A 23252-nucleotide genomic window follows, 5' to 3' on the forward strand; every position below is an offset into this window, starting at 1 on the left:
GCTGAAGCGATCATTCACCAGAAATGGCGAGCTGATGGCGTGCCATTGTTAAGAAGGGTTTCATTAAGCCGTAAATGCAAGGCGCTGGCAAGCGACCCGTAAGTCACAGCGTTTTGCTGCGTGCCAGTGCCATCAGACGCGGATAGAAGCAAAAAAACAGCGCCTCCAGCCGATCATAATGTGCGGTAAAATCGTGATAGGAGTCACGCAGTGCGGCCAGGCGCGGGCGACGCTGCGCCATACCGTTGAGCACGCGCGCCAGCCGCGTCGGTTCAGCGTAATGTTCAAACCAGCGCTCACGCCACATCACGGCGTTCAGCGCCTGAAAGCTGTCTGGCGTGCCGGCCAGATGCGGTGCGATACTCTGCTCGGCAAAGCGTGAAAAATCCGCCAGCGTGATATCGGGGCTAAAGGTCTGCCAGTGTCGGGCAAGAAAGTGATCCCAGATGACATCAAGAGTGATGGGCGCCACGCGCCGCGTTTCAGGGCGAAAAAGGGGACGCGCCTCCTGCACTTCAGGCAGGTTATCGGTCATCACATCCAGTCGGCGGTGCATCAGAATGCCGTCAGCGACCGGCGCAGGCCAGTGTTCATGCGGATTTCCGCGCACAAAATCGGCCAGCAAATTGCCCGGCAGCGAGCTTTCGGCGAGATGAGCAAGGTGGAGATGGGCGAGAAAGTTCATGCTGCATTATAGCCAGAAGTGCGGATGCGCAGCCAGTTGTTCAGAATTCGCCGCTTTTCCGCTAAACTGTGCCGCCTGTTTTTCGTCAGAGATAAGAAAGTAGCCATGCGTGTCGCCGATTTTTCTTTTGAGTTGCCTGAATCTTTAATCGCCCACTATCCGCAGGCGCAGCGTAGCGGTTGTCGCTTACTGTCGCTGGACGGGCCGAGCGGGCAGCTGACGCACGGCGTATTTACCGACGTGCTGGAAAAGCTGAATCCCGGCGATCTGCTGGTATTTAACAATACGCGGGTGATCCCGGCGCGCGTGTTCGGACGCAAGGCGAGCGGCGGCAAAATTGAAATGCTGGTCGAGCGCATGCTGGATGATAAGCGCGTGCTGGCGCACGTGCGCGCCTCTAAAGCGCCGAAGCCGGGCGCGGAACTGCTGCTGGGTGACGATGAAAGCGTCAGGGCGACGATGGTGGCGCGTCACGACACGCTGTTTGAGATTGCGTTTAGTGATGAGCGTGCGGTGCTGGATATTCTTAACAGCGTTGGCCATATGCCGCTGCCGCCCTACATCGATCGTCCTGATGAAGAGGCGGACCGCGAGCTTTACCAAACGGTTTACAGCGCACGGCCTGGCGCCGTTGCGGCACCGACGGCCGGTCTTCACTTTGACGAACCGCTGCTGGCGGCGCTGCGGGAAAAAGGCGTTGAAATGGCGTTTGTAACGCTGCACGTAGGGGCAGGCACTTTTCAGCCGGTCCGCGTCGACAGCATCGAAGAGCACGTGATGCACTCTGAATATGCGGAAGTGCCGCAGGAGGTCGTGGATGCAGTGCTGGCGTGTAAGGCGCGCGGCAATAAAGTGGTGGCCGTTGGCACAACCTCGGTTCGTTCGCTGGAGAGCGCTGCCCAGGCGAGCCAGACGGCGCTGATTGCTCCCTTCTTCGACGACACGCAGATCTTTATCTATCCGGGCTATGAGTATCAGGTGATCGATGCGCTGATTACCAATTTCCACCTGCCGGAATCGACCCTGATTATGCTGGTATCGGCCTTTGCCGGTTATCAGCACACCATGGCGGCCTACCAGGCCGCTGTGACCGAACAATATCGCTTCTTCAGCTATGGCGACGCGATGTATATCACCAAGAATCCGCAGGCACCGCAGGAGAAAGTGGGTGCCTGATGACGTCCGGTTTATGGCTGCGCCGTAAACTGCCTGTTTAATTATCGCATCAGACTGTTTCTCTGATGGAGGTTTTGTGAAGTTTGAACTTGATACCACAGATGGTCGCGCCCGCCGTGGCCGTCTGATTTTCGATCGCGGTGTAGTAGAAACGCCTGCATTTATGCCGGTTGGCACCTACGGCACGGTTAAAGGCATGACGCCGGAAGAGGTACAGGATACCGGCGCGCAGATTATTCTCGGCAACACCTTCCATCTCTGGCTGCGACCTGGTCAGGAGATCATGAAGCTGCACGGCGATTTGCACGATTTTATGCAGTGGAAAGGCCCGATTCTGACCGACTCCGGCGGCTTTCAGGTGTTCAGCCTCGGTGATATTCGTAAGATCACCGAAGCGGGCGTGCATTTCCGCAATCCGATCAACGGCGATCCCATTTTCCTCGATCCCGAAAAATCGATGGAGATCCAGTACGATCTGGGATCGGATATTGTGATGATCTTTGACGAATGCACTCCTTATCCGGCCGACTGGGACTACGCGAAGCGTTCTATGGAGATGTCGCTGCGCTGGGCAAAACGCAGCCGTGATCGTTTCGACAGCCTGGGTAATAAGAATGCGCTGTTCGGCATTATTCAGGGCTCTGTTTACGAAGATTTACGTGATGTCTCCGTCAAAGGTCTGGTGGAGATTGGCTTTGATGGGTACGCTGTGGGCGGCCTGGCGGTCGGCGAGCCAAAAGAGGATATGCATCGCATCCTGGAGCACGTTTGTCCGCAAATTCCGCAGGATAAACCCCGTTATCTGATGGGCGTCGGCAAGCCGGAAGATTTAGTTGAAGGCGTTCGTCGCGGCGTCGATATGTTCGACTGCGTGATGCCGACGCGTAACGCGCGTAACGGCCATCTGTTTGTAACTGACGGCGTGGTGAAAATCCGCAACGCGAAGCACAAAGATGACACCTCGCCGCTGGATGCAGAGTGTGATTGCTACACCTGTCGCAATTACAGCCGCGCCTACTTGCATCATCTTGATCGCTGTAACGAAATACTCGGCGCGCGCCTGAATACCATTCATAACCTGCGCTACTACCAGCGCCTGATGGCTGGTTTACGCCAGGCTATTGAAGAGGGTAAATTGGAGCGCTTTGTTAGCGAGTTCTACCAACGGACGGGCAAAGCGGTTCCGCCGTTAAACGTCTGATAATTTTATCAATGAGGGAAATTAAATGAGCTTTTTCATTTCTGACGCCGTGGCTGCCGCAGGTGCACCGTCGCAGGGAAGTCCGTATTCTCTGGTGATCATGCTGGTAGTATTTGGCCTGATTTTTTACTTCATGATCCTGCGTCCGCAGCAGAAGCGTGCAAAAGAGCACAAAAAGCTGATGGATTCCATCTCCAAGGGTGACGAAGTCCTGACCAGCGGTGGCCTGGTTGGCCGCGTCACTAAAGTGTCTGACACGGGCTATGTTTCTATCGCCCTGAACGAGACAAACGAAGTGGTTATCAAACGTGATTTCGTGGCTGCCGTCCTGCCGAAAGGTACGATGAAGGCGCTGTAATTTTTACTTCCCTAAGGGAACTGCCGTGTTAAATCGTTATCCTTTGTGGAAGTACGTCATGCTGGTCGTCGTTATCCTCGTCGGCCTGCTCTACGCGCTTCCCAACCTGTATGGTGAGGATCCGGCCGTTCAGATCACTGGCGCGCGCGGCGGCGCCGCCAGTGAGCAAACGTTGGATCAGATTCAGAGCCTGTTAAAACAAGAAAATATCCAGAGCAAATCCCTCGCGCTGGAAAATGGCGCCATCCTGGCGCGCTTTGCCAATACGGACGTGCAGCTGCGTGCCCGTGAGGCGATCGTCAACAAGCTGGGCGAAGATTTCGTAGTGGCGCTCAACCTGGCACCGGCAACGCCGCGCTGGCTGAGTATGCTGGCGGCGGAACCCATGAAGCTCGGTCTGGATCTGCGCGGTGGCGTGCACTTCCTGATGGAAGTGGATATGGACACTGCGCTGAGCAAACTGCAAGAGCAGAATGCCGACAGCCTGCGCAGCGACCTGCGTGAAAAAAATATTCCCTATACCAACGTTAACAAAATCGCTAACTATGGCGTGGAAATCCGTTTCCGCGATGCTAACAGCCGCGATCAGGCGATCAGCTGGCTGACCACGCGTCATCGCGACATGGTGATCTCCTCCAGCGGTAGCGATGCGTTGCGTGCGGTGATGAGCGACGCGCGCCTCAGCGAAGCGCGTGAATATGCTGTTCAGCAGAACATTACTATTCTGCGCAACCGTGTTAACCAGCTTGGCGTCGCAGAACCGCTGGTGCAGCGTCAGGGAGCAGACCGCATCGTGGTCGAACTGCCGGGTATTCAGGATACCGCGCGCGCCAAAGAGATCCTCGGTGCAACCGCTACCCTGGAGTTCCGTCTGGTTAACACCACGGCCGATCCGACTGCCGCTGCCAATGGCCGCGTGCCGGGCGACTCGGAAGTGAAGAAAACGCGTGATGGCCAGCCCGTCGTGCTCTACAAGCGTGTGATCCTGACCGGTGACCATATCACCGACTCGACGTCGAGCATGGATGAGTACAACCAGCCGCAGGTGAATATTTCACTGGACGGCGCGGGCGGTAACATCATGTCTAACTTCACCAAGGACAATATTGGCAAGCCGATGGCGACCCTGTTTGTGGAGTACAAAGACAGCGGTAAGAAAGACGCCAACGGTCGCGCGGTGCTGGTGAAGCAGGAAGAGGTGATTAACGTCGCCAATATCCAGTCTCGCCTCGGCAACAGCTTCCGTATTACCGGCATCAACAACCCGAACGAAGCGCGTCAGCTGTCGCTGCTGCTGCGTGCGGGCGCGCTGATTGCGCCGATTCAGATCGTGGAAGAGCGCACCATTGGCCCGACCATGGGTGCACAGAATATCACGCAGGGGCTTGAAGCCTGTCTGTGGGGGCTGATTGCCTCAATTCTGTTCATGGTCGTGTTCTATAAAAAGTTCGGCCTGATTGCTACCAGCGCGCTGCTCTGCAACCTGGTGCTGATTGTCGGCATCATGTCGCTGCTGCCGGGCGCTACGCTGACCATGCCGGGTATTGCCGGTATTGTGCTGACGCTGGCGGTAGCGGTAGATGCGAACGTACTGATCAACGAACGTATTAAGGAAGAGCTGAGAAACGGACGTTCCGTGCAGCAGGCGATCCATGAGGGGTATAAAGGTGCCTTCTCGAGTATCGTCGATGCTAACGTTACGACGCTGATCAAAGTCGTCATCCTGTATGCGGTTGGTACGGGTTCAATTAAAGGCTTTGCGATTACCACTGCCATTGGTATCGCCACCTCGATGTTTACCGCGATCGTTGGAACGCGTGCCATCGTGAACCTGGTGTACGGCGGCAAACGCGTCAACAAGCTGTCTATCTGAGGAGTGCGTTGTGGCACAGGAATACAATATTGAACAGCTGAATCACGGGCGTAAAGTCGTCGACTTTATGCGCTGGGACACGCTGGCGTTTATCATCTCCGGCCTGCTGATCGTCGCGTCCATTGCGATGATCTCAGTACGCGGTTTTAACTGGGGGCTCGATTTTACCGGCGGTACGGTGATTGAGATCAGCCTGGAGAAACCGGCTGAGCTGGATACGCTGCGTGACGGGCTGGAAAAAGCGGGCTATGCCGATCCGATCGTGCAGAACTTTGGCAGCAGCCGTGACGTCATGGTGCGCATGGCACCGATGGACGGTCCGGCCGGCCAGGAGCTGGGCAACAAGATCATCACCATCATCAATCAGACCACGCAGCAGAACGCGACCGTAAAGCGCATTGAGTTCGTTGGCCCGAGCGTGGGCAACGATCTGGCACAGGCGGGTGCGATGGCGCTGCTGGCGGCACTGATTGCGATCCTGATCTATATCGGCATCCGCTTTGAGTGGCGCCTGGCGCTCGGTACCGTGCTGGCGCTGGCGCACGACGTGATCATCACCTGCGGCATTCTGTCGCTGGCGCATATCGAGATTGACCTGACGATTGTGGCCTCGCTGATGTCGGTGATTGGCTACTCGCTCAACGATAAAATCGTGGTTTCCGACCGTATTCGTGAGAACTTCCGCAAGATCCGTCGCGGCTCCTCTTACGATATCACCAACGTGTCGCTGACCCAGACGCTGAGCCGTACCTTGATCACCTCGCTGACCACGCTGGCGATGATCCTGATCCTGTTCATCTTTGGTGGCGCGCTGCTGAAAGGCTTCTCGCTGACCATGCTGATTGGTGTCTCTATTGGTACCGTCTCGTCGATTTATGTCTCTTCTGCGCTGGCGCTGAAGCTGGGCATGAAGCGCGAGCATATGCTGGTGCAGAAAGTAGAGAAAGAGGGCGCCGATCAGCCTTCCATTCTGCCGTAATACATTCGGTGATAAAAAAAGGGCTGCCATGGGGCAGCCCTTTTTGTTTCGCGGTTACTGTACAGGTGCAGCAGGCGCGTCGCCCGTGACGTCATGCACGCGCACAAAGCCAAGCTGTTCCGGTGTGAATCCACTCAGCCGCAGCGGCACCGTCACCGTGGTGCGCGGCAGCAACGACGCAGGCACCTCAATGGTCTGGCTCAGACTACTGGCTTCCAGCGGTTTGCCAGTGGCGGGATCGCGTTCGCCCCACGCAACGCGTGCGTGTAGCGCAGGAATGGCCTCACTACCCGTCGCGCTGATGGTGAGGTTAGCGCGTGCGCCGCTCGCCTCCGCAGCAAGACGCGTCAGCGACAGCCGTAGCGTGCCGAGCTGGGTTTGTAGCGCAACGGGCGTATTGGCCTGTGGCACCAGCCACGCACCCTGCGTTGAGTGGCTGTTAAGCTGCCCCTGAATCTCGATGGCGCTCGCCTGAGTGGTCAGGTGACGCATCTCCTGATTCAGCTGGCTTACTTCCTGATGCAGTTGCTTTACCTTCGGGTTAGCCGGTGGAGAAGCACAGCCGCTTAACAGCGCAACGGCACACGCCAGCGGAGCCCAAACCATCCTGATCATAAAATCATCCTTGTCGCTTATTTAGGAATACGCAATACCTGGCCTGGGTAGATTTTATCGGGGTGCGTCAGCATCGGCTTATTCGCTTCGAAAATTTTGTTGTACTCATTAGCGTTACCATAAACCGTTTTTGAAATGGCGCTCAGGGTGTCGCCGCTTTTTACGGTGTAGAATTCCGCTTCGGGCGCGCTGTCGGCCACGTTAACCTGGTCATCAACTTTGGTGATGCCCGCGACGTTACCGGCCGCCACCAAAATCTTCTCTTTCAGCTCCTGAGAAATGCCGTCACCGCTCACTGTTACGGTGTCGCCGTTTACCGCCACGTTGACTTTGTCGCTGTCCGGTAAGCCCAGCTTGTCGATGTGATCTTTGAGTTTTTTGCTTGGATCATCATGGCCGGATACCGCATCCCACAGTTTTTCGCCCGCCTCTTTTACAAAGTTAAACAAACCCATATATCCTCCAGATTATCGTGGTGTAAGTCGCCTTTCTGACGACACTGATAAGCATAGTCACTTTCTCGGCAGGTCTCCTGCTTTGACCAAATGTGCAAAGGCACGCTTATACATTTTGTTGACAATGCATTCGCGCTACACTGTAGGGCCCACTTATTTAGCGTCAGGAAACGTCATGCACTGCCCATTTTGCTCTGCTGTGGACACGAAAGTCATTGATTCACGTCTGGTTAGTGAAGGATCGTCCGTGCGCCGTCGTCGTCAGTGTCTGGTGTGCCATGAACGTTTCACCACGTTCGAAGTGGCAGAACTGGTCATGCCGCGGGTAGTGAAAAGCAATGACGTGCGTGAGCCCTTTAATGAAGACAAGCTCAGCAGCGGCATGATGAAGGCGCTGGAGAAGCGCCCGGTAAGCGCGGATGCAGTTGAAAGCGCGGTAAACCATATCAAAACCCAGCTGCGTGCTACCGGCGAACGGGAGATCCCCAGCAAGCTGATCGGCAATCTGGTGATGGATGAGCTGAAAAAGCTTGATAAGGTAGCCTACATTCGCTTCGCCTCGGTTTACCGCAGCTTTGAAGATATCCGGGATTTCGGTGCCGAGATCGCGAAGTTACAGGATTAACGATGACCGATGAACGCTATATGGCGCGTGCGCTGGAGCTGGCGCGGCGCGGCCGTTTTACCACCACGCCTAACCCGAACGTGGGCTGTGTGATTGTGCGCGACGGTGAGGTTGTGGGTGAAGGCTGGCATCAGCGAGCGGGCGAGCCGCACGCAGAGGTGCATGCGCTGCGCATGGCAGGCGAGAAGGCGCACGGCGCAACCGCCTACGTCACGCTGGAGCCCTGTAGCCATCATGGCCGCACGCCACCCTGCTGCGACGCGCTGATCGCCGCAGGCGTCAGCCGCGTTGTCGCCGCGATGCAGGATCCGAACCCGCAGGTCGCCGGACGCGGTCTTTATCGGTTGCAGCAGGCGGGCATTGCGGTGAGCCATGGCCTGATGATGGCGGACGCGGAAGCCCTGAATCGTGGCTTTCTGAAACGAATGCGTACCGGTTTCCCCTGGGTGCAGCTCAAACTCGGCGCATCGCTGGATGGCCGTACCGCGATGGCCAGCGGCGAAAGCCAGTGGATCACCTCCTCTGCGGCGCGGCGAGACGTACAGCGTCTGCGCGCGCAGAGTTCCGCTATTCTCAGCAGCAGCGCCACCGTGCTGGTAGACAATCCATCGCTGACGGTGCGCTGGGCTGAGCTGGATGGTGAAACGCAGTCGCTGCTGGATGAAGCAACGCTGCGCCAGCCGCTGCGCGTGATTGTTGACAGTCAGAACCGCGTCACGCCGCAGCATAAAGCGATTGCACAGCCAGGAGAAACCTGGCTGATGCGCGCCACGCCGGATGAGCAGGCCTGGCCGGAGAGCGTCACGCAGATTGCTGTACCGGCGCGCGGTGAACAGCTCGACCTGGTGGCGATGATGATGCTGCTGGGCAAGCGCCAGGTGAATAGCCTGTGGGTTGAAGCGGGCGCATCGCTGGCCGGTGCGCTGCTACAGGCGGGCGTCGTTGATGAGCTGATCGTCTATCTCGCCCCTACGCTGCTCGGGGATACCGCGCGCGGCCTGTGCCATCTGCCCGGTTTAGAGCAACTGGCTGATGCGCCAGCCTTTTCGTTTAGCGACGTGCGCCAGGTCGGGCCCGATCTGCGTCTCACGCTGACGCCGCGCTGAGCGGGGCGGAAAAGCGAGAGCACGCCGCCAAAGAGTATGATAGAATCCGCCCCCCTGCGGGGCCATAACAAAACCCTGAAAGGATAAGTATGAAAGTTATCGAAGCTGCTGTTGCCACGCCTGAGGCCAATGTTGCCATCGTCATCGCGCGTTTTAACAACTTCATCAACGACAGCCTGCTGGACGGTGCGATCGATGCGCTGAAGCGTATCGGTCAGGTGAAAGATGAAAACATCACCGTCGTCTGGGTGCCTGGCGCGTACGAACTGCCGCTGGCAGCCCGCGCGCTGGCCAATAGCGGTAAGCACGACGCCATCGTGGCGCTGGGCACCGTGATCCGCGGCGGTACCGCACACTTTGAATATGTCGCTGGTGAAGCCAGTTCTGGTATCGCCAGTGTGGCGATGACCAGCGAAATCCCGGTAACCTTCGGCGTGCTGACCACTGAAAACATCGAGCAGGCTATTGAGCGTGCCGGTACTAAAGCGGGTAACAAAGGTGCCGAAGCGGCACTGACCGCACTCGAAATGATTAACGTATTGAAAGCCATCAAAGCCTGATTTTTGTAAGGGGAATTTTGTGAAACCTGCTGCTCGTCGCCGCGCCCGCGAGTGCGCTGTCCAGGCGCTTTACTCCTGGCAGTTGTCCAACAACGACATTGCCGATGTGGAATACCAGTTTCTGGCGGAACAAGACGTCAAAGACGTCGACATTACCTATTTCCGCGAACTGCTGTCCGGTGTGGCGACCAACAGCGCATACCTGGATGGGCTGATGAAACCTTATCTGTCGCGCCAGCTCGAAGAGCTGGGTCAGGTAGAAAAAGCGATCCTGCGTATTTCGCTGTATGAACTGAGCAAGCGCAGTGATGTGCCCTATAAAGTGGCCATCAACGAAGGCATTGAGCTGGCGAAAGTGTTCGGCGCTGAAGACAGTCATAAATTTGTCAACGGCGTACTGGATAAAGCTGCTCCACAAATTCGACCCAATCGCAAATAAATAAAAGGCCGGCTTGCCGGCCTTTTTTCATCTGTAAGCGGAATGCAACCATGTCCTGTGGCGAATTCGAACTTATCGCACGCTACTTCAATCGCAAAACGCGCAGCCGCCGGGATGTTGAAACCGGTATTGGTGACGACTGTGCGCTGATGAGCGTGCCGGAGAAACAGACGCTGGCGATCAGCACCGATACGCTGGTGGCGGGCGTCCACTTTTTACGTGATATCCACCCGGCCGATCTCGGCTATAAGGCACTGGCGGTCAACCTCAGCGATCTGGCGGCCATGGGTGCCGACCCCGCATGGTTGACGCTGGCGCTGACGCTGCCAGAGGTGGACGAAAGCTGGCTGGCCGCCTTTAGCGAAAGCCTGTTTGAGCTGCTGGAGTATTACGATATGCAGCTGGTGGGCGGCGATACCACGCGCGGTCCGCTGAGCCTGACGCTGGGCATTCATGGCCTGGTGCCGCAGGGGCGGGCGCTGAAGCGCTCTGGGGCGAAGCCGGGTGACTGGATCTATGTGACCGGGACGCTGGGCGACAGCGCGGCGGGGCTGGCACTGTTGCAGCATCGTCACCGCATCAGCGATCCGGCCGTGCATGAAGCGCTGATCAAGCGCCACCTGCGCCCGATGCCGCGCATTCTGCAGGGTCAGGCGCTGCGCTCGCTGGCCTCGGCGGCGATCGATCTCTCTGACGGCTTGATCTCCGATCTCGGCCATATTCTAAAAGCCAGCGGTTGCGGCGCCCGACTCAATATTGATGCACTGCCGCTGTCGCCCGCGCTGCGTGACCACTTTACGCCTGAACAGGTCATGCGCTGGGCCCTGAGCGGCGGCGAGGATTATGAGCTCTGCTTTACCGTGCCGGAGATGAACCGCGGGGCGCTGGACGTTGCGCTGGGCCATTATGGCGTGCCCTTTACCTGTATCGGCCAGCTGGTGCCCGAGGCAGAAGGCGTTACGCTGCTTGAGCAGGGCAGGCCGGTCACATTTAGCCATAAGGGTTTTGATCACTTTGACACGAAATAAGGATGTGGCGAAAAGTCGCCTGCGTATGAGCAATCCGTGGCACCTGCTTGCTACGGGACTGGGTAGTGGCTTGAGCCCCTATGTGCCTGGCACTATGGGGTCACTGGCGGCGATCCCGTTCTGGTGGCTAATGGCGCAGCTGCCGCAGGATATTTACTCGCTGATTGTGCTGCTTGGTATCAGTACCGGGGTCTATATTTGTCACCGCACGGCAAAAGATATGGGCGTACACGACCACGGCAGTATCGTCTGGGATGAATTTATCGGCATGTGGATTACGCTGATGGCCATTCCGGTCAATACCTGGCAGTGGGTCGCGGCCGGTTTTGTGCTGTTCCGCATTTTCGATATGTGGAAACCCTGGCCGATTCGCTGGTTTGACCGCAATGTGCACGGCGGCATGGGGATTATGGTGGACGATATTATTGCCGGGGTGATCTCAGCGGCGCTGCTCTATGCGGCAGGGGTGTGGCTGAGCACCTGAATTGTTGCCCCGTCATGCCCACGCCAGTGGCATGGGGCGATCGCAAGGTCGCTTAAGGTATCCTTGCTCGCTCGTCCCGCACCATCACTGGCGCGGGACGCTTTGCTCGACCCTGCCACCTGCTACAGGCGACAGGGTACGGCCTGCAAGCGTACGTTATTCGAAGCCTACCACCGGATGCGGCTGATAAACCGTTTCCAGCTCGGCTATCTCCTCAGTACTCAGTTCCACCTCAACGGCTTTCACCAGATCCGCCAGTTGCTCGGCACGTGAGGCACCAATAATCGGTGCGGTAACGGCAGGCTTGTGCAACAGCCAGGCCAGCGCCACCTGGGCGCGGCTTACGCCTTTATCTGCGGCGATCGCCTCTACGCGCTGCGCAATCGCCGCATCGTTCTCTTCTGTTGTGTTGTAGAGCGTTTTGCCATATTCATCAGAGACAGAACGTGCGGTGGTTTCGCCCCATGGACGAGTCAGGCGACCGCGTGCCAGCGGGCTCCATGGCAGTACCGCAATACCTTCCGCCAGGCAAAGCGGGTGCATCTCACGCTCCTCTTCGCGCTGAATCAGGTTGTACTGATCCTGCATGCTGACAAACTGCGCCCAGCCATGCTGGCGTTGGGTATAGACCGCTTTAGCGAACTGCCAGGCATGCATTGAGGAAGCCCCGATATAGCGCGCTTTCCCCGCCTTCACCACATCGCTTAACGCCTCCAGCGTCTCCTCCAGCGGCGTTTCATAATCCCAGCGGTGGATTTGTAGTAGATCGACATACTCCATATCCAGGCGCTTCAGGCTGTCGTCGATCGACTGCATAATATTTTTACGTGACAGCCCCTGTGACAGGTTGCTGAGCGGGAAATAGACTTTGGTGGCAACCACAACCTCTTCGCGACGGGCAAGCTGCTTTAACGCACGACCGACGATCTCTTCACTGCTGCCGTCAGAATAGCTGTTGGCCGTGTCGAAAAAATTAATGCCTGCCTCCAGCGCCTGCTGGATCAGCGGACGGCTGCTTGCTTCTGGCAGCGTCCAGGCGTGACGGCCGCGATCCGGCTCGCCAAAGGTCATACAGCCGAGACAGAGGCGGGAAACGTTGAGGTCGGTGTTGCCTAACGGGGTGGTTTTCATGAAAGCTCCTGCTATGCATTAAACAATCGGTTAAGCATAGCAGGAGAGAGGGGCAGGGGATTTACACCGCGAGCCAGTCGCGGATCTGCTGCTGAATACCTTGCGCGTCCAGCTGATAGTCGTGGCGCACCTCATCCTGCGTACCCTGCGGGATAAATTCATCCGGCAGGCCCAGATTGAGTACCGGCACGCGCAGGCGCTTCGCCATGATCGTCTCATTGACGCCGCTGCCAGCCCCGCCTTTGATAGCGCCTTCTTCCAGCGTGACCAGCGACTCGTGGCTCTGCGCCAGCTCGGCAATCAACGCCTCATCCAGCGGCTTCACAAAGCGCATATCAACCAGCGTGGCATTGAGCGCTTCCGCCGCTTCCGCTGCCGCAGGCAACAGCGTGCCAAAGTTGAGAATGGCGAGCTTTTCGCCCCGACGCTTAACCACGCCTTTGCCCAGCGGCAGACTTTGCAGCGGAGTCAACTCAACGCCAACCGCACTGCCGCGCGGATAGCGCACCGCACTCGGGCCATCCTGATAGTGATAGCCGGTATAGAGCATCTGACGGCATTCGTTTTCATCGCTTGGCGTCATGATCACCATCTCCGGCACGCAGCGCAGGAAGGCGAGATCGAATGCGCCCTGATGCGTCTGGCCGTCAGCCCCCACAATACCGCCGCGATCGATGGCAAACAGCACCGGCAGTTTCTGAATCGCCACGTCATGGATCACCTGATCGTAGGCGCGCTGCAAAAAGGTCGAGTAGATCGCCACAATCGGCTTGTAGCCGCCAATGGCCATGCCTGCAGCAAAGGTCACCGCATGTTGCTCGGCAATCGCTACGTCGAAATACTGTGACGGAAAGCGGCGAGAGAACTCCACCATGCCGGAGCCTTCGCGCATAGCCGGCGTAACGGCCATCAGTCTGGCATCATCCTGCGCCATTTCGCACAGCCAGTTGCCAAAAATTTTGGAGTAGCCAGGCAGACCTTCGGCGCTTTTAGGCAGCGCACCGCTGGCGGGATCGAACTTCGGCACCGCATGCCAGGTGATCGGATCTTCTTCCGCCGGGGCATAGCCTTTGCCCTTTTTAGTCATGATGTGCAGGAACTGTGGCCCTTTCAGGCTGCGCATATTGGTTAACGTGGTGACCAGTGTCAGCACGTCATGGCCGTCGACCGGGCCGATGTAATTAAAGCCCAGCTCCTCAAACAGCGTGCCTGGAACCACCATGCCTTTCAGGTGTTCTTCGGTGCGTTTGACCAGCTCTTTGATCGGCGGTAACCCTCCCAGTACGCGTTTACCCCCCTCACGCAGGCGTGAATAGGTTTTGCCGGAGAGGATTTGCGCCAGGCGGTTGTTCAGTGCCCCGACGTTCTCCGAGATCGACATCTCGTTGTCATTGAGAATGACCAGCATGTCGGGCTTGATATCGCCCGCGTGGTTCATTGCCTCAAACGCCATACCCGCCGTGATTGCGCCGTCGCCGATAATACAGGCGGTACGGCGGCCCTTGCCTTCGCGCTCTGCTGCTGCTGCCATTCCCAGCCCGGCGCTGATGGAGGTCGATGAGTGGCCGACGCTCAGCACGTCATACTCACTCTCGCCGCGCCACGGGAAGGGATGCAGGCCGTTTTTCTGGCGGATGGTGCCGATGCGATCGCGGCGGCCGGTCAGAATTTTATGCGGATAGGCCTGATGACCCACGTCCCATACCAGATGGTCGAACGGCGTGTTGTAAACGTAATGCAGCGCAACGGTCAACTCGACCACGCCCAGACCCGAGGCGAAGTGGCCGCTGGAGCGGCTGACGCTGTCCAGCAGGTATTGACGCAGCTCGTCGCACAGCGCCGGAAGCGACTCTTTCGGAAGAGAACGCAGCTCCTCAACGGTGCTTGCCTGCGCCAGTGTCGGGTATTTAGCAATATCAAAACTCATCAGAGACTCATTATGGAAGTTATTTGTCGCGTTCAATTACGAAGCTTGCCAGCGCCTGCAATGCTGTGGTGTCTAACGATTGCGCCGCAAGAATGTCCAGCGCGCTCAGCGCCTGCTGGTGAAGCTCCCTGGCTTTTGCACGGGCGTTATCCAGCCCCAGCAGCGATGGATAAGTACTTTTATCCAGTTCCTGGTCGGCACCCTGTTTTTTACCGGTTACCGCGCTATCGCCGACGACATCCAGAATATCGTCCTGTACCTGAAACGCGAGGCCGATAGCATCAGCATAGCGATCCAGCGCCGGTAGCGCAGCGCGTCCGCGCTCGCCAGCCGCAAGAGCACCAAGACGAATAGCCGTGCGGATCAGCGCGCCGGTTTTATGACGATGGATCTGCTCCAGCTGTTGCAGGCCGACGCGCTGGCCTTCGGCCGCTAAATCGAGCGCCTGTCCCCCGCACATGCCCGCCACGCCGCTGGCGCGCGCCAGTTCGCTTATCATCGCAATGCGATCTGCGTCGCTGACGCCCGGCATCGGCTCATCGGCGAGAATCGAGAATGCCTGCGTTTGCAGCGCATCCCCCGCCAGAATCGCCGTATCTTCACCATATTTTATATGGCAGGTTGGCTGACCGCGACGCAGCGCATCATCATCCATTGCTGGCAGGTCGTCATGTATCAGAGAGTAGGCGTGAATGCATTCAACGGCGGCGGCAGGCGCATCAAGGCTTGCCGGATTTGCGTTGAGCATTTCGCCTGTGGCGTAGACCAGAAAGGGGCGCAGACGTTTGCCACCCAAAAGTGCCCCATAGCGCATTGCGCTGACCAGAGGAGAACTCTGAAAGGGCAGGGGATCTAAAAAGCGCGACAGCGCAGCGTTTACGCGTTCCGGGTAGACGCTCAGCAGGTGAATGAAATCCATTAACTGTTTTCCGGCGTGAAGGTGCTCAAATCGGCGTCTTTATCATCGCTGAGCAGAATGCGTACGCGCTGCTCGGCCTGTTGTAAGGTTTGCTGGCCGGTGCGTGCCAGCTGGACACCGCGCTCAAACGCATTCAGCGCCTCTTCCAGCGGCAGCTCGCCGCTTTCCAGTCGGCTGACGATCTGTTCCAGCTGCTGTAAGGAGGTTTCAAAACTAGCGGGCTGTTCGGCTTTTTTCGGCATATTCAGTGTCGGCTCACGTGTAAATCTTTAACAAGTAATCGGTCATGGTAGCGGAGAGCGTTTGATTAGCAAAATAATCAATGTGACTGCGGTTGCAGAAGCAGTTATCTGATAAAGATGATATACTCTCGCGCCTCGGATGCGGATGCGCCCTTTAGCCTGCAATATCTGTGATTTTACCAGCTAACTACCGCGCGCTCGCACTTATTTGCCCAACGAATTCGTGTCGCCATGAAGTTTATCATCAAGTTATTTCCCGAAATCACCATCAAAAGTCAGTCGGTGCGACTGCGCTTTATTAAAATCCTCACCAGCAATATCCGCAACGTACTGAAAACCGTTGGCGAGGATATCGCCGTGGTGCGCCATTGGGATCACATCGAAGTCCGTTCAAAAGACGAAGGGCTGCGCGGCGTGATTGTTGATGAGCTTACCCGCATTCCCGGTATTCATCATGTGCTGTCGGTCGAAGATCGAGCCTATACCGACGTGCACAATATTTTTGAGCAGACGCTGGCGCTCTACGGCGACAGCCTGCAAAACAAAACCTTCTGCGTGCGCGTTAAGCGCCGCGGTAAACATGAGTTTAGCTCGCAAGACGTAGAGCGCTACGTGGGCGGTGGTCTGAATCAGCATATCGCCAGCGCAAAAGTGCAGCTCAACAAGCCTGACGTCACTGTTCATCTTGAAATTGACGACGATCGGCTGCTGCTGATCACCGGACGCTACGAGGGACTGGGCGGCTTCCCGATTGGGACTCAGGAAGATGTGATGTCGCTAATCTCCGGCGGCTTTGACTCTGGCGTCTCCAGCTACATGCTGCTGCGTCGCGGCTGCCGCGTGCACTACTGCTTCTTTAATCTTGGCGGCGCGGCGCATGAAATTGGCGTGCGTCAGGTAGCACACTATATCTGGGATCGCTTTGGTCGCTCGCATCGCGTGCGTTTTGTGGCGATTAACTTTGAGCCGGTAGTGGGCGAGATTCTGGAAAAGGTAGACGACGGCCAGATGGGCGTCGTGCTGAAACGCATGATGGTGCGTGCGGCTTCTATGGTTGCGGAGCGCTACGGCGTGCAGGCGCTGGTAACCGGTGAAGCGCTGGGTCAGGTTTCCAGCCAGACCCTGACCAACCTGCGCCTGATAGATAACGCCTCTGACACTCTTATCCTGCGTCCGCTGATCTCGCACGATAAAGAGCACATCATCAAAGTGGCGCGCGAGATCGGCACCGAAGATTTTGCCCGCACCATGCCGGAATATTGCGGCGTCATTTCAAAAAGCCCGACGGTAAAAGCGGTTAAGGCGAAAATTGAGGCGGAAGAGCAGAATTTTGACTTCGCTATCCTGCAGCGCGTTGTGGAAGAGGCGAGCAACGTTGATATCCGCGACATCGCTGTTGAGGCGGAAGAAGAGGTAGTAGAAGTCGAAACGGTTGATTCGTTTGGCGCGCAGGATGTGGTACTGGATATTCGCGCGATCGATGAGCAGGAAGAGAAGCCGCTGGCGTTGGCCGGTACCGAGGTGAAATCGCTGCCGTTTTATAAGCTCAGCACCCAGTTCGGCGATCTCGATCAGAGCAAAACCTGGCTGCTCTACTGCGATCGTGGCGTAATGAGCAAGCTGCAGGCGCTCTATCTGCACGAGCAGGGCTTTAAAAATGTGAAGGTCTATCGACCGTAAACCAAAAGGCTGCGCCAGTGCGCAGCCTTTTTTATTCCGTGTAGTCGTAAATGCCCGCGGCCAGCACCAGCTGAGACGCCACCTCCGCCGCTTTCTCTTTCCCTGCCAGCAGATCAATGAGCTTCAGCGCGAAGTCCATAGCCGTGCCCGGCCCCTGGCTGGTCAGCAGGTTAACACGGGGATCCCAGACAACGCGCTTTTCCATCCATTTTTCTGCCGGAATGGTCTCTTTCAGGCCAGGGAAGCCGGTCATATTGCCCACCGGAAACAGGTCATGCGGAACCAGCACTGTGCCCGCTGCGGCACAGATAGCGGCAACGATACGGCCAGAAAGATGGCACTGACGCACGGTTTCCACCAGCAGCGGGCTATCGCGAAAGGTCTCTGCACCTTTCAGGCCGCCCGGCAGCACAATCGCGGCATAGTCATTATCAGCCACTTCAACCAGTGGGGCATCCGCCAGCAGGCGCACGCCGCGCGAGCAGACAATCTCACGCGTGCCGTCGCTCTCTACGCTGGCGGTGACTACCTTCAGGCCGCCGCGCACCAGCAGATCGAGTGTGGTTACCGCTTCGATCTCTTCAGTGCCATGAGCGAGGCATACCAGAACTGGTGTGTTCGCGATCATAATGGGACTCCTTGCGTTTAACAAACTCATACAGACGGGTATTTTCCGGCACGCTAATGCCGTGTGCGCGCGCGCGGCGCAGCAAAAAGCCGGTAATATAATCGATCTCGGTCAGGCGCTGAGCCAGGACGTCCTGCAACATGGACGAGGTATTTGCCGCGGTGGTGTCAATCACGTTGTAGACAATGTCCTGCAGGCTGTCGGCGGTGATATGCTGGCCTTCACGCTCCATCACCCAGCTCAGCTCCTGGCAGAGCTGGTCAATCTGCGCGGGCCAGGCGCGAAGCGCACCGTTCTGACACGCATGCTCCACGGTCATCGGGTTGATCACGCAGTTCACCGCCAGCTTGCGCCAGCAGGCTGAAGCAATATGATTGTGCCACGCCACATCTGGCAGAGCGGCATGCAGGATATCGGCGAGATCGGCCCAGGCAGCGCCTTTGCGGTTCGCGGGACCAATATGGGTGATGCCGCTGGCAATATGTTTAATTACCGTGCCGTCACGCATCGCCGCATGCGTGGTGATGCCGCGCAGCAGCGGCTGGCTTAACCCCTTTAACTCATCCAGCGTGCCCATGCCGTTATGCAGCAGCAGGACAGGGCACTCATCTGACAGCACGCTCTGTAAGTTGCGCACCGCGGGGGAGACCTGCGGGGCCTTGAGCGTCACCAGCAGCAGCTGGCTGTCGGCCAGAAACAGCGGATCGTTGGCAATAAAGGTGTTGTTACTCACCTTGCCCTGGTCATCAATAACGTTAACGGAACAATAGGGCTGCGGCACACGCAGCCATCCCTGTACCTCATGGCCCTGGCGGGCAAGCGCTGAAAGCCAGATCTGTCCGATAGCGCCGCAACCCAACACGGTAATCTTCATACTGCCTCCCGTATCCGGGTTTATTGTTTGTTCTAATACACAGCCTGAGTATAGCGTTCTGCGCAACCTGATTTTATTTAGCACGGCAAGACGCGTATTATGCATGTCACTTTAGCGTCAGGAGAAGAAGAGATGCCATCTTTCGATATCGTTTCCGAAATCGACATGCAGGAAGTCCGCAACGCGGTCGAAAATGCCAACCGTGAATTAACGACCCGCTTCGATTTTCGTAACGTGAGCGCCAGTTTTGAGCTCAACGAAAAGAATGAAACCATCAAAGTAACCAGCGAGTCTGATTTTCAGGTGAAACAGCTGGTGGATATGCTGCGTGAGAAGATGCTCAAGCGCGGCATTGAGGGCGCTGCGCTCGATATTCCCGAAGAGATTGAGCACAGCGGCAAAAGCTGGAGCGTCGATGCCAAAATGAAAAAGGGCATTGAGACTGAGGTGGCGAAGAAGATCGTTAAGCTGATTAAAGACAGCAAGATCAAAGTGCAAACCCAGATTCAGGGCGACTCACTGCGCGTTACGGGTAAATCACGCGACGATCTGCAGAGCGCAATGGCGCTGGTGCGCGGCGGCAATCTTGGCCAGCCATTCCAGTTCAAAAATTTCCGCGATTAATTCCCTCCAGGCGTGCAGCAGTTGATCTGCTGCACGCTTTGCTTACTGCATCTGTCGTGCCGCTTGTTTCCCGCTATTCCCCGGCGTTTAATCATTATGCTTTTCGGCAAAGCTGTACAAATCTCATGAGGAAACCCTCAACTGGAGAATGAAAGCATGCAAATGATGAAAGCTGCCATAGTGAAGGCGTTTGGTGCCCCGCTGGTTATTGAGCAGGTGCCGATACCCGAAGCGGGTGCGGGGCAGGTACTGGTAAAAATTGCGGCCACTGGCGTTTGCCATACCGATCTTCATGCGGCAGAGGGCGACTGGCCCGTCAAACCCGAGCCGCCTTTTATTCCCGGTCATGAAGGGGTGGGTGAAGTTGTGGCGGTAGGCCCCAATGTGACTCACCTCAAGCTGGGGGATCGCGTTGGTGTGCCCTGGCTCTATTCGGCGTGCGGCCACTGCGAGCACTGTCTTGACAGCTGGGAGACGCTCTGCCATGAACAGAAAAATGCGGGCTATTCGGTTAACGGCAGCTTTGCGGAGTATTGCCTGGCCGATGCCAACTATGTCGGCATTCTGCCCGATAACCTTGACTATGCCGATGTCGCGCCCATCCTCTGCGCTGGGGTGACTGTCTATAAAGGACTGAAAATGACCGAAGCCAGGCCCGGAAACTGGGTGGTTATCTCCGGAATCGGCGGTCTGGGCCATCTGGCGGTACAGTATGCCGTAGCGATGGGGCTAAACGTGGCCGCAGTCGATGTTGATGATGAAAAGCTGGCTTTTGCACAGCGGCTCGGGGCCAGCGTAGTGGTGAACGCGCGTAAAGACGATCCCGCAAAGGTGTTTCACGCGCAGTTTGGCGGCGCACACGCTGCGCTGGTTACCGCCGTGTCACCCAAGGCGTTTGAACAGGCGATCGGCACGCTGCGCCGTGGTGGAACCATGGTGCTGAACGGGCTGCCGCCGGGCAAGTTTGATCTCTCTATCTTTGATATGGTGCTGGACGGTATCACGGTGCGCGGCTCTATCGTTGGCACCAGAAAGGATTTGCAGGAGGCGCTCGATTTTGCCGGACGGCATAAGGTAAAAGCCACCATTGCCGTTGAGCCACTGAGCAATATCAACGCCATTTTTGAACGTATGCACGCCGGAAAAATTGAGGGGCGGATCGTCATAGATATGTCGCTTTAACGGCGGCGTAAAAAGCAAAGAACCGGCACAAAGCCGGTTCTTTTGTTTCATCCAGCCGGGGCCGTAGCCCCTTAGCTGCTGGCCAGCAGCGCCTCCAGTTCAGGACGGCTGGTGACCTTACTGTCAATCTTGATGTAGGCGCTTTTCTCTTCCGGCACGATCAGCACGGATGTGACGCCCGGCTGGGCTTTCAGCCGCTGCTCCAGGTTTGGCACAGCCAGCACCGTATCGCTCAGCACAATGCGCAGGCTGCTAACGTAAGGGGGTTCCTGCATGGTCATGGCAACAAACAGCCAGAAAGCCGCCACGATAGCGCCAACCAGGAAAACCGTCTGTGCATCAAAGTGACCCAATACCCAGCCGCCCAGGCTACCGCCAATGGCGACGCCAATAAACTGGCTGGTAGAGTAGAGGCCCATCGCGGTGCCTTTGTATCCGGCAGGCGACTCTTTGCTCACCAGCGAAGGCAGAATTGCCTCCATCAGGTTAAAGGCAAAAAAGAAGAGCTGCACGCCAGCCACCAGCGTCCAGAAATGGCCTTCTGCGCCCCAGAGTACAATCTCCGCAATAACGATCGCGCCCACGCAGGCAACAAAGACGCGCTTCATGCGGCGTTTAACTTCTGCATAAATAATAAAAGGCACCACGCCGACAAAAGCGACAAGCATGGTCACCAGATAGATTTTCCAGTGTTCGGCTGCAGGCAGGCCTGCCTGCTCAAACTGGCCGGGCAGGGCGACGAAGCTCGACATCAGCAGAATGTGCAGGCAGAGAATGCCGATATTGAGTTTTACCAGGCGTGAATTACCCAGCACCTTGCGAAAGCTCCCTTTGACCATGCCCGATTCGCGGTTCAGTACATGGCCAGGCGCGGTGGGCACAACCAGCAGCGTAATCACAATGCCTAGCGAGGCAAGAATGGCAATCATCCAGAACAGCGCGTGCAGGCCAAGCGCATGCGTGACAATCGGGCCAATCACCATTGCAATGGCGAAGGTCACGCCAAAGCTGATGCCGATAAACGCCATCGCTTTTGTTCGGTTCTGCTCGCGGGTCAAATCAGAGAGCAGCGCCATGACGGCGGCGGCAATTGCGCCAGAACCCTGCAACGCGCGGCCAAGAATAATGCCCCAGATCGAGGTGGTGCTGGCGGCGATGACGCTGCCAAGAACAAACAACAGCAGGCCGCCCACAATCAGTGGCTTACGGCCAATGCGATCTGACATCAGCCCAAATGGAATTTGAAATATTGCCTGTGCCAGACCGTAAATGCCGATCGCCAGGCCAATAAGCGTTTCACTTGCACCCTGAAGAGCCATGCCGTAGGTGGTTAATACCGGCAGGACCATAAACATGCCCAGCATTCGCAGGGAAAATACCGTACCCAAACCCCATGTGGCGCGAAGCTCCACCGGCGTCATTTTATTATCGTTCATTCCAACCTCTGTAAGTTTGCCGTCTTTATTTTAGGGAGCAGGGCAGGGCGGGTAAAATAATAGTGTTTAAGAAGTGGTAACAAAAAGAAAGGGCGCGAAATCGCGCCCTTAGTTTGCTATGTCAGTGCAGCATTACCACACGTAGGTCAGCAGATCTTTTGAAGCCGGAGCCATAAAATCCACTGACATCATCACGCTAAGCGCGGTGATGGCAACGATGGAAAAAACGAACAGCTTACGTGCCCAGACGCGATCGTTTGAGGTCTTGTAACCTGACAGCGCCATTCCCAGCCACCAGACGCTGACAGCAGCCGCCACGACCAGATACTTGTAGCCTGCATAGCCACCCAGCGACAGCATCAGCGTCGCGATCATAAACGCCAGAATATAGAGCGTAATATGATTCTTCGCGACGGAGATACCTTTTACCACCGGCAGAACCGGGATATTTGCCGCCTGGTAATCTTTAAAGCGGAAGATAGCAATCGCATAGGAGTGCGGCATCTGCCACAGGCTAAAGATCGCCAGCAGGATCAGGGCGCCCGCGTCGAACTCGTTTGTTACGGCGCAGTAGCCAATGACCGGTGGCGCAGCACCAGACAGGCTGCCAATCAGCGTCCCGTAAACGGAGTGGCGCTTCATGTAGAGGCTGTAAACACCGACATAAACCACAAAGCCCATGACCGCCAGCCACATGGCCAGCGGATTGGCACCAAAGTAAAGCAACGCAAAGCCAGCAATACCCAGCGCGGTAGCATAAATCAGGCTTACTTTCGCAGAGATGAGGCCTTTAACCAGCACTCGATTCCGGGTTCTCTCCATCTTGACGTCGATATCGCGGTCGATCACGTTGTTGAAAACACAACCTGAGGCGACAACCAGCGATACGCCGATCAGCGAGGTGAGAAACAGGGCGTAATCAATGCTGCCTTTTGAAGCCAGCAGAAATCCGCCGATCACAGAAATTAAATTCCCGAAGATAATTCCTGGTTTTGTTACTTGCAGGTATTGCTTAATCATTACGC

General features: G+C 56.8%; 25 protein-coding genes. 14 read left to right on the top strand and 11 right to left on the bottom strand.

The genetic code is table 11. The annotated features are described in order from the left end of the window. Positions 1–103: 103 nt before the first annotated feature. Complete coding sequence (locus HP564_RS09270) at positions 104–685, bottom strand: ACP phosphodiesterase (RefSeq protein ID WP_371242317.1); 582 nt, start codon at positions 683–685, stop codon at positions 104–106. A gap of 105 nt (positions 686–790) precedes the next feature. Here HP564_RS09270 and queA point away from each other — a divergent pair, with 105 nt between their 5' ends. The 5 genes from queA (at position 791) to secF (ending at position 6272) form a co-directional block, all read left to right on the top strand. Beyond that, positions 791–1861, top strand: coding sequence for a tRNA preQ1(34) S-adenosylmethionine ribosyltransferase-isomerase QueA (gene queA / locus HP564_RS09275; protein ID WP_371242319.1), 1071 nt, complete (start codon positions 791–793; stop codon positions 1859–1861). A gap of 76 nt (positions 1862–1937) precedes the next feature. Beyond that, entirely contained in the window at positions 1938–3062 is a 1125-nt protein-coding gene (gene tgt, locus HP564_RS09280) for a tRNA guanosine(34) transglycosylase Tgt (RefSeq protein ID WP_371242321.1), read from the top strand. 25 nt (positions 3063–3087) lie between these two features. Continuing rightward, positions 3088–3420, top strand: coding sequence for a preprotein translocase subunit YajC (gene yajC / locus HP564_RS09285; RefSeq protein WP_031374695.1), 333 nt, complete (start codon positions 3088–3090; stop codon positions 3418–3420). A gap of 25 nt (positions 3421–3445) precedes the next feature. Beyond that, entirely contained in the window at positions 3446–5293 is a 1848-nt protein-coding gene (gene secD, locus HP564_RS09290) for a protein translocase subunit SecD (protein WP_371242324.1), read from the top strand. 10 nt (positions 5294–5303) lie between these two features. Further along, positions 5304–6272: a protein translocase subunit SecF gene (gene secF, locus HP564_RS09295; RefSeq protein ID WP_371242326.1), complete on the top strand. Its 969-nt coding sequence runs from the start codon at positions 5304–5306 to the stop codon at positions 6270–6272. Positions 6273–6326: 54 nt separating this feature from the next. On the opposite strand, the gene HP564_RS09300 is transcribed toward secF, so the two are convergent. Both HP564_RS09300 and lysM read right to left on the bottom strand, forming a co-directional pair. Continuing rightward, positions 6327–6887, bottom strand: coding sequence for a DUF3251 domain-containing protein (locus tag HP564_RS09300; protein WP_371242328.1), 561 nt, complete (start codon positions 6885–6887; stop codon positions 6327–6329). Positions 6888–6904: 17 nt separating this feature from the next. Continuing rightward, entirely contained in the window at positions 6905–7342 is a 438-nt protein-coding gene (gene lysM, locus HP564_RS09305) for a peptidoglycan-binding protein LysM (RefSeq protein ID WP_371242330.1), read from the bottom strand. A gap of 175 nt (positions 7343–7517) precedes the next feature. On the opposite strand from lysM, the gene nrdR reads away from it, so the two are divergent. The 6 genes from nrdR (at position 7518) to pgpA (ending at position 11584) form a co-directional block, all read left to right on the top strand. Next, the gene (gene nrdR / locus HP564_RS09310; RefSeq protein ID WP_120451265.1) at positions 7518–7967 is read left to right on the top strand and encodes a transcriptional regulator NrdR; all 450 of its coding nucleotides are present in this window, start codon (positions 7518–7520) and stop codon (positions 7965–7967) included. Between the two features lie 2 nt (positions 7968–7969). Continuing rightward, entirely contained in the window at positions 7970–9073 is a 1104-nt protein-coding gene (gene ribD / locus HP564_RS09315) for a bifunctional diaminohydroxyphosphoribosylaminopyrimidine deaminase/5-amino-6-(5-phosphoribosylamino)uracil reductase RibD (protein ID WP_371242333.1), read from the top strand. An 89-nt stretch (positions 9074–9162) separates the two neighbouring features. Beyond that, positions 9163–9633, top strand: a complete 471-nt coding sequence (gene ribE, locus HP564_RS09320; protein WP_123798819.1) for a 6,7-dimethyl-8-ribityllumazine synthase — start codon at positions 9163–9165, stop codon at positions 9631–9633. 19 nt (positions 9634–9652) lie between these two features. After that, on the top strand, positions 9653–10072 hold the full coding sequence (nusB, locus tag HP564_RS09325) for a transcription antitermination factor NusB (protein WP_371242335.1): 420 nt from the start codon (positions 9653–9655) through the stop codon (positions 10070–10072). Positions 10073–10122: 50 nt separating this feature from the next. Further along, on the top strand, positions 10123–11100 hold the full coding sequence (gene thiL, locus HP564_RS09330; protein WP_371242337.1) for a thiamine-phosphate kinase: 978 nt from the start codon (positions 10123–10125) through the stop codon (positions 11098–11100). Then, positions 11087–11584 (top strand): phosphatidylglycerophosphatase A, encoded by a 498-nt coding sequence (gene pgpA, locus HP564_RS09335; RefSeq protein WP_371242339.1) that lies wholly within the window; start codon positions 11087–11089, stop codon positions 11582–11584. Before thiL ends, pgpA begins: the two co-directional genes overlap by 14 nt. Before the next feature lie 156 nt (positions 11585–11740). Here pgpA and HP564_RS09340 read toward each other — a convergent pair whose 3' ends face one another. From HP564_RS09340 to xseB, 4 genes are all read right to left on the bottom strand, one after another. After that, positions 11741–12715 carry an aldo/keto reductase gene (locus HP564_RS09340; RefSeq protein WP_371242341.1) on the bottom strand — a complete coding sequence of 325 codons (975 nt, stop codon included), beginning with the start codon at positions 12713–12715 and terminating at the stop codon, positions 11741–11743. A 61-nt stretch (positions 12716–12776) separates the two neighbouring features. Beyond that, complete coding sequence (gene dxs, locus HP564_RS09345) at positions 12777–14642, bottom strand: 1-deoxy-D-xylulose-5-phosphate synthase (RefSeq protein ID WP_371242343.1); 1866 nt, start codon at positions 14640–14642, stop codon at positions 12777–12779. 19 nt (positions 14643–14661) lie between these two features. Beyond that, the gene (gene ispA / locus HP564_RS09350) at positions 14662–15561 is read right to left on the bottom strand and encodes a (2E,6E)-farnesyl diphosphate synthase (RefSeq protein WP_371242345.1); all 900 of its coding nucleotides are present in this window, start codon (positions 15559–15561) and stop codon (positions 14662–14664) included. After that, positions 15561–15803: an exodeoxyribonuclease VII small subunit gene (gene xseB / locus HP564_RS09355; protein ID WP_371242347.1), complete on the bottom strand. Its 243-nt coding sequence runs from the start codon at positions 15801–15803 to the stop codon at positions 15561–15563. The genes ispA and xseB overlap by 1 nt, the downstream gene beginning before the upstream one ends. Before the next feature lie 231 nt (positions 15804–16034). Here xseB and thiI point away from each other — a divergent pair, with 231 nt between their 5' ends. Beyond that, positions 16035–17483 (top strand): tRNA uracil 4-sulfurtransferase ThiI, encoded by a 1449-nt coding sequence (gene thiI, locus HP564_RS09360; protein ID WP_371242349.1) that lies wholly within the window; start codon positions 16035–16037, stop codon positions 17481–17483. Positions 17484–17514: 31 nt separating this feature from the next. Here thiI and yajL read toward each other — a convergent pair whose 3' ends face one another. Both yajL and panE read right to left on the bottom strand, forming a co-directional pair. Next, a complete protein-coding gene (yajL, locus tag HP564_RS09365) occupies positions 17515–18111 on the bottom strand; it encodes a protein deglycase YajL (RefSeq protein WP_371242351.1) in 597 nt (198 codons plus the stop codon). Next, positions 18065–18985, bottom strand: a complete 921-nt coding sequence (gene panE / locus HP564_RS09370; protein WP_371242353.1) for a 2-dehydropantoate 2-reductase — start codon at positions 18983–18985, stop codon at positions 18065–18067. Before panE ends, yajL begins: the two co-directional genes overlap by 47 nt. A gap of 132 nt (positions 18986–19117) precedes the next feature. On the opposite strand from panE, the gene HP564_RS09375 reads away from it, so the two are divergent. Together HP564_RS09375 and adhP are read left to right on the top strand one after the other, a co-directional pair. Next, positions 19118–19609: a YajQ family cyclic di-GMP-binding protein gene (locus HP564_RS09375; RefSeq protein ID WP_371242355.1), complete on the top strand. Its 492-nt coding sequence runs from the start codon at positions 19118–19120 to the stop codon at positions 19607–19609. A 156-nt stretch (positions 19610–19765) separates the two neighbouring features. Then, positions 19766–20791 (top strand): alcohol dehydrogenase AdhP, encoded by a 1026-nt coding sequence (adhP, locus tag HP564_RS09380; RefSeq protein ID WP_371242357.1) that lies wholly within the window; start codon positions 19766–19768, stop codon positions 20789–20791. Positions 20792–20862: 71 nt separating this feature from the next. Here adhP and HP564_RS09385 read toward each other — a convergent pair whose 3' ends face one another. Further along, positions 20863–22227 carry an MFS transporter gene (locus HP564_RS09385; RefSeq protein ID WP_371242359.1) on the bottom strand — a complete coding sequence of 455 codons (1365 nt, stop codon included), beginning with the start codon at positions 22225–22227 and terminating at the stop codon, positions 20863–20865. A gap of 132 nt (positions 22228–22359) precedes the next feature. Beyond that, the gene (gene cyoE / locus HP564_RS09390; RefSeq protein ID WP_371242361.1) at positions 22360–23247 is read right to left on the bottom strand and encodes a heme o synthase; all 888 of its coding nucleotides are present in this window, start codon (positions 23245–23247) and stop codon (positions 22360–22362) included. Between the last annotated feature and the right edge of the window lie 5 nt (positions 23248–23252).

Source organism: Pantoea sp. KPR_PJ (assembly GCF_041386365.1).
Taxonomy (GTDB): domain Bacteria; phylum Pseudomonadota; class Gammaproteobacteria; order Enterobacterales; family Enterobacteriaceae; genus Pantoea.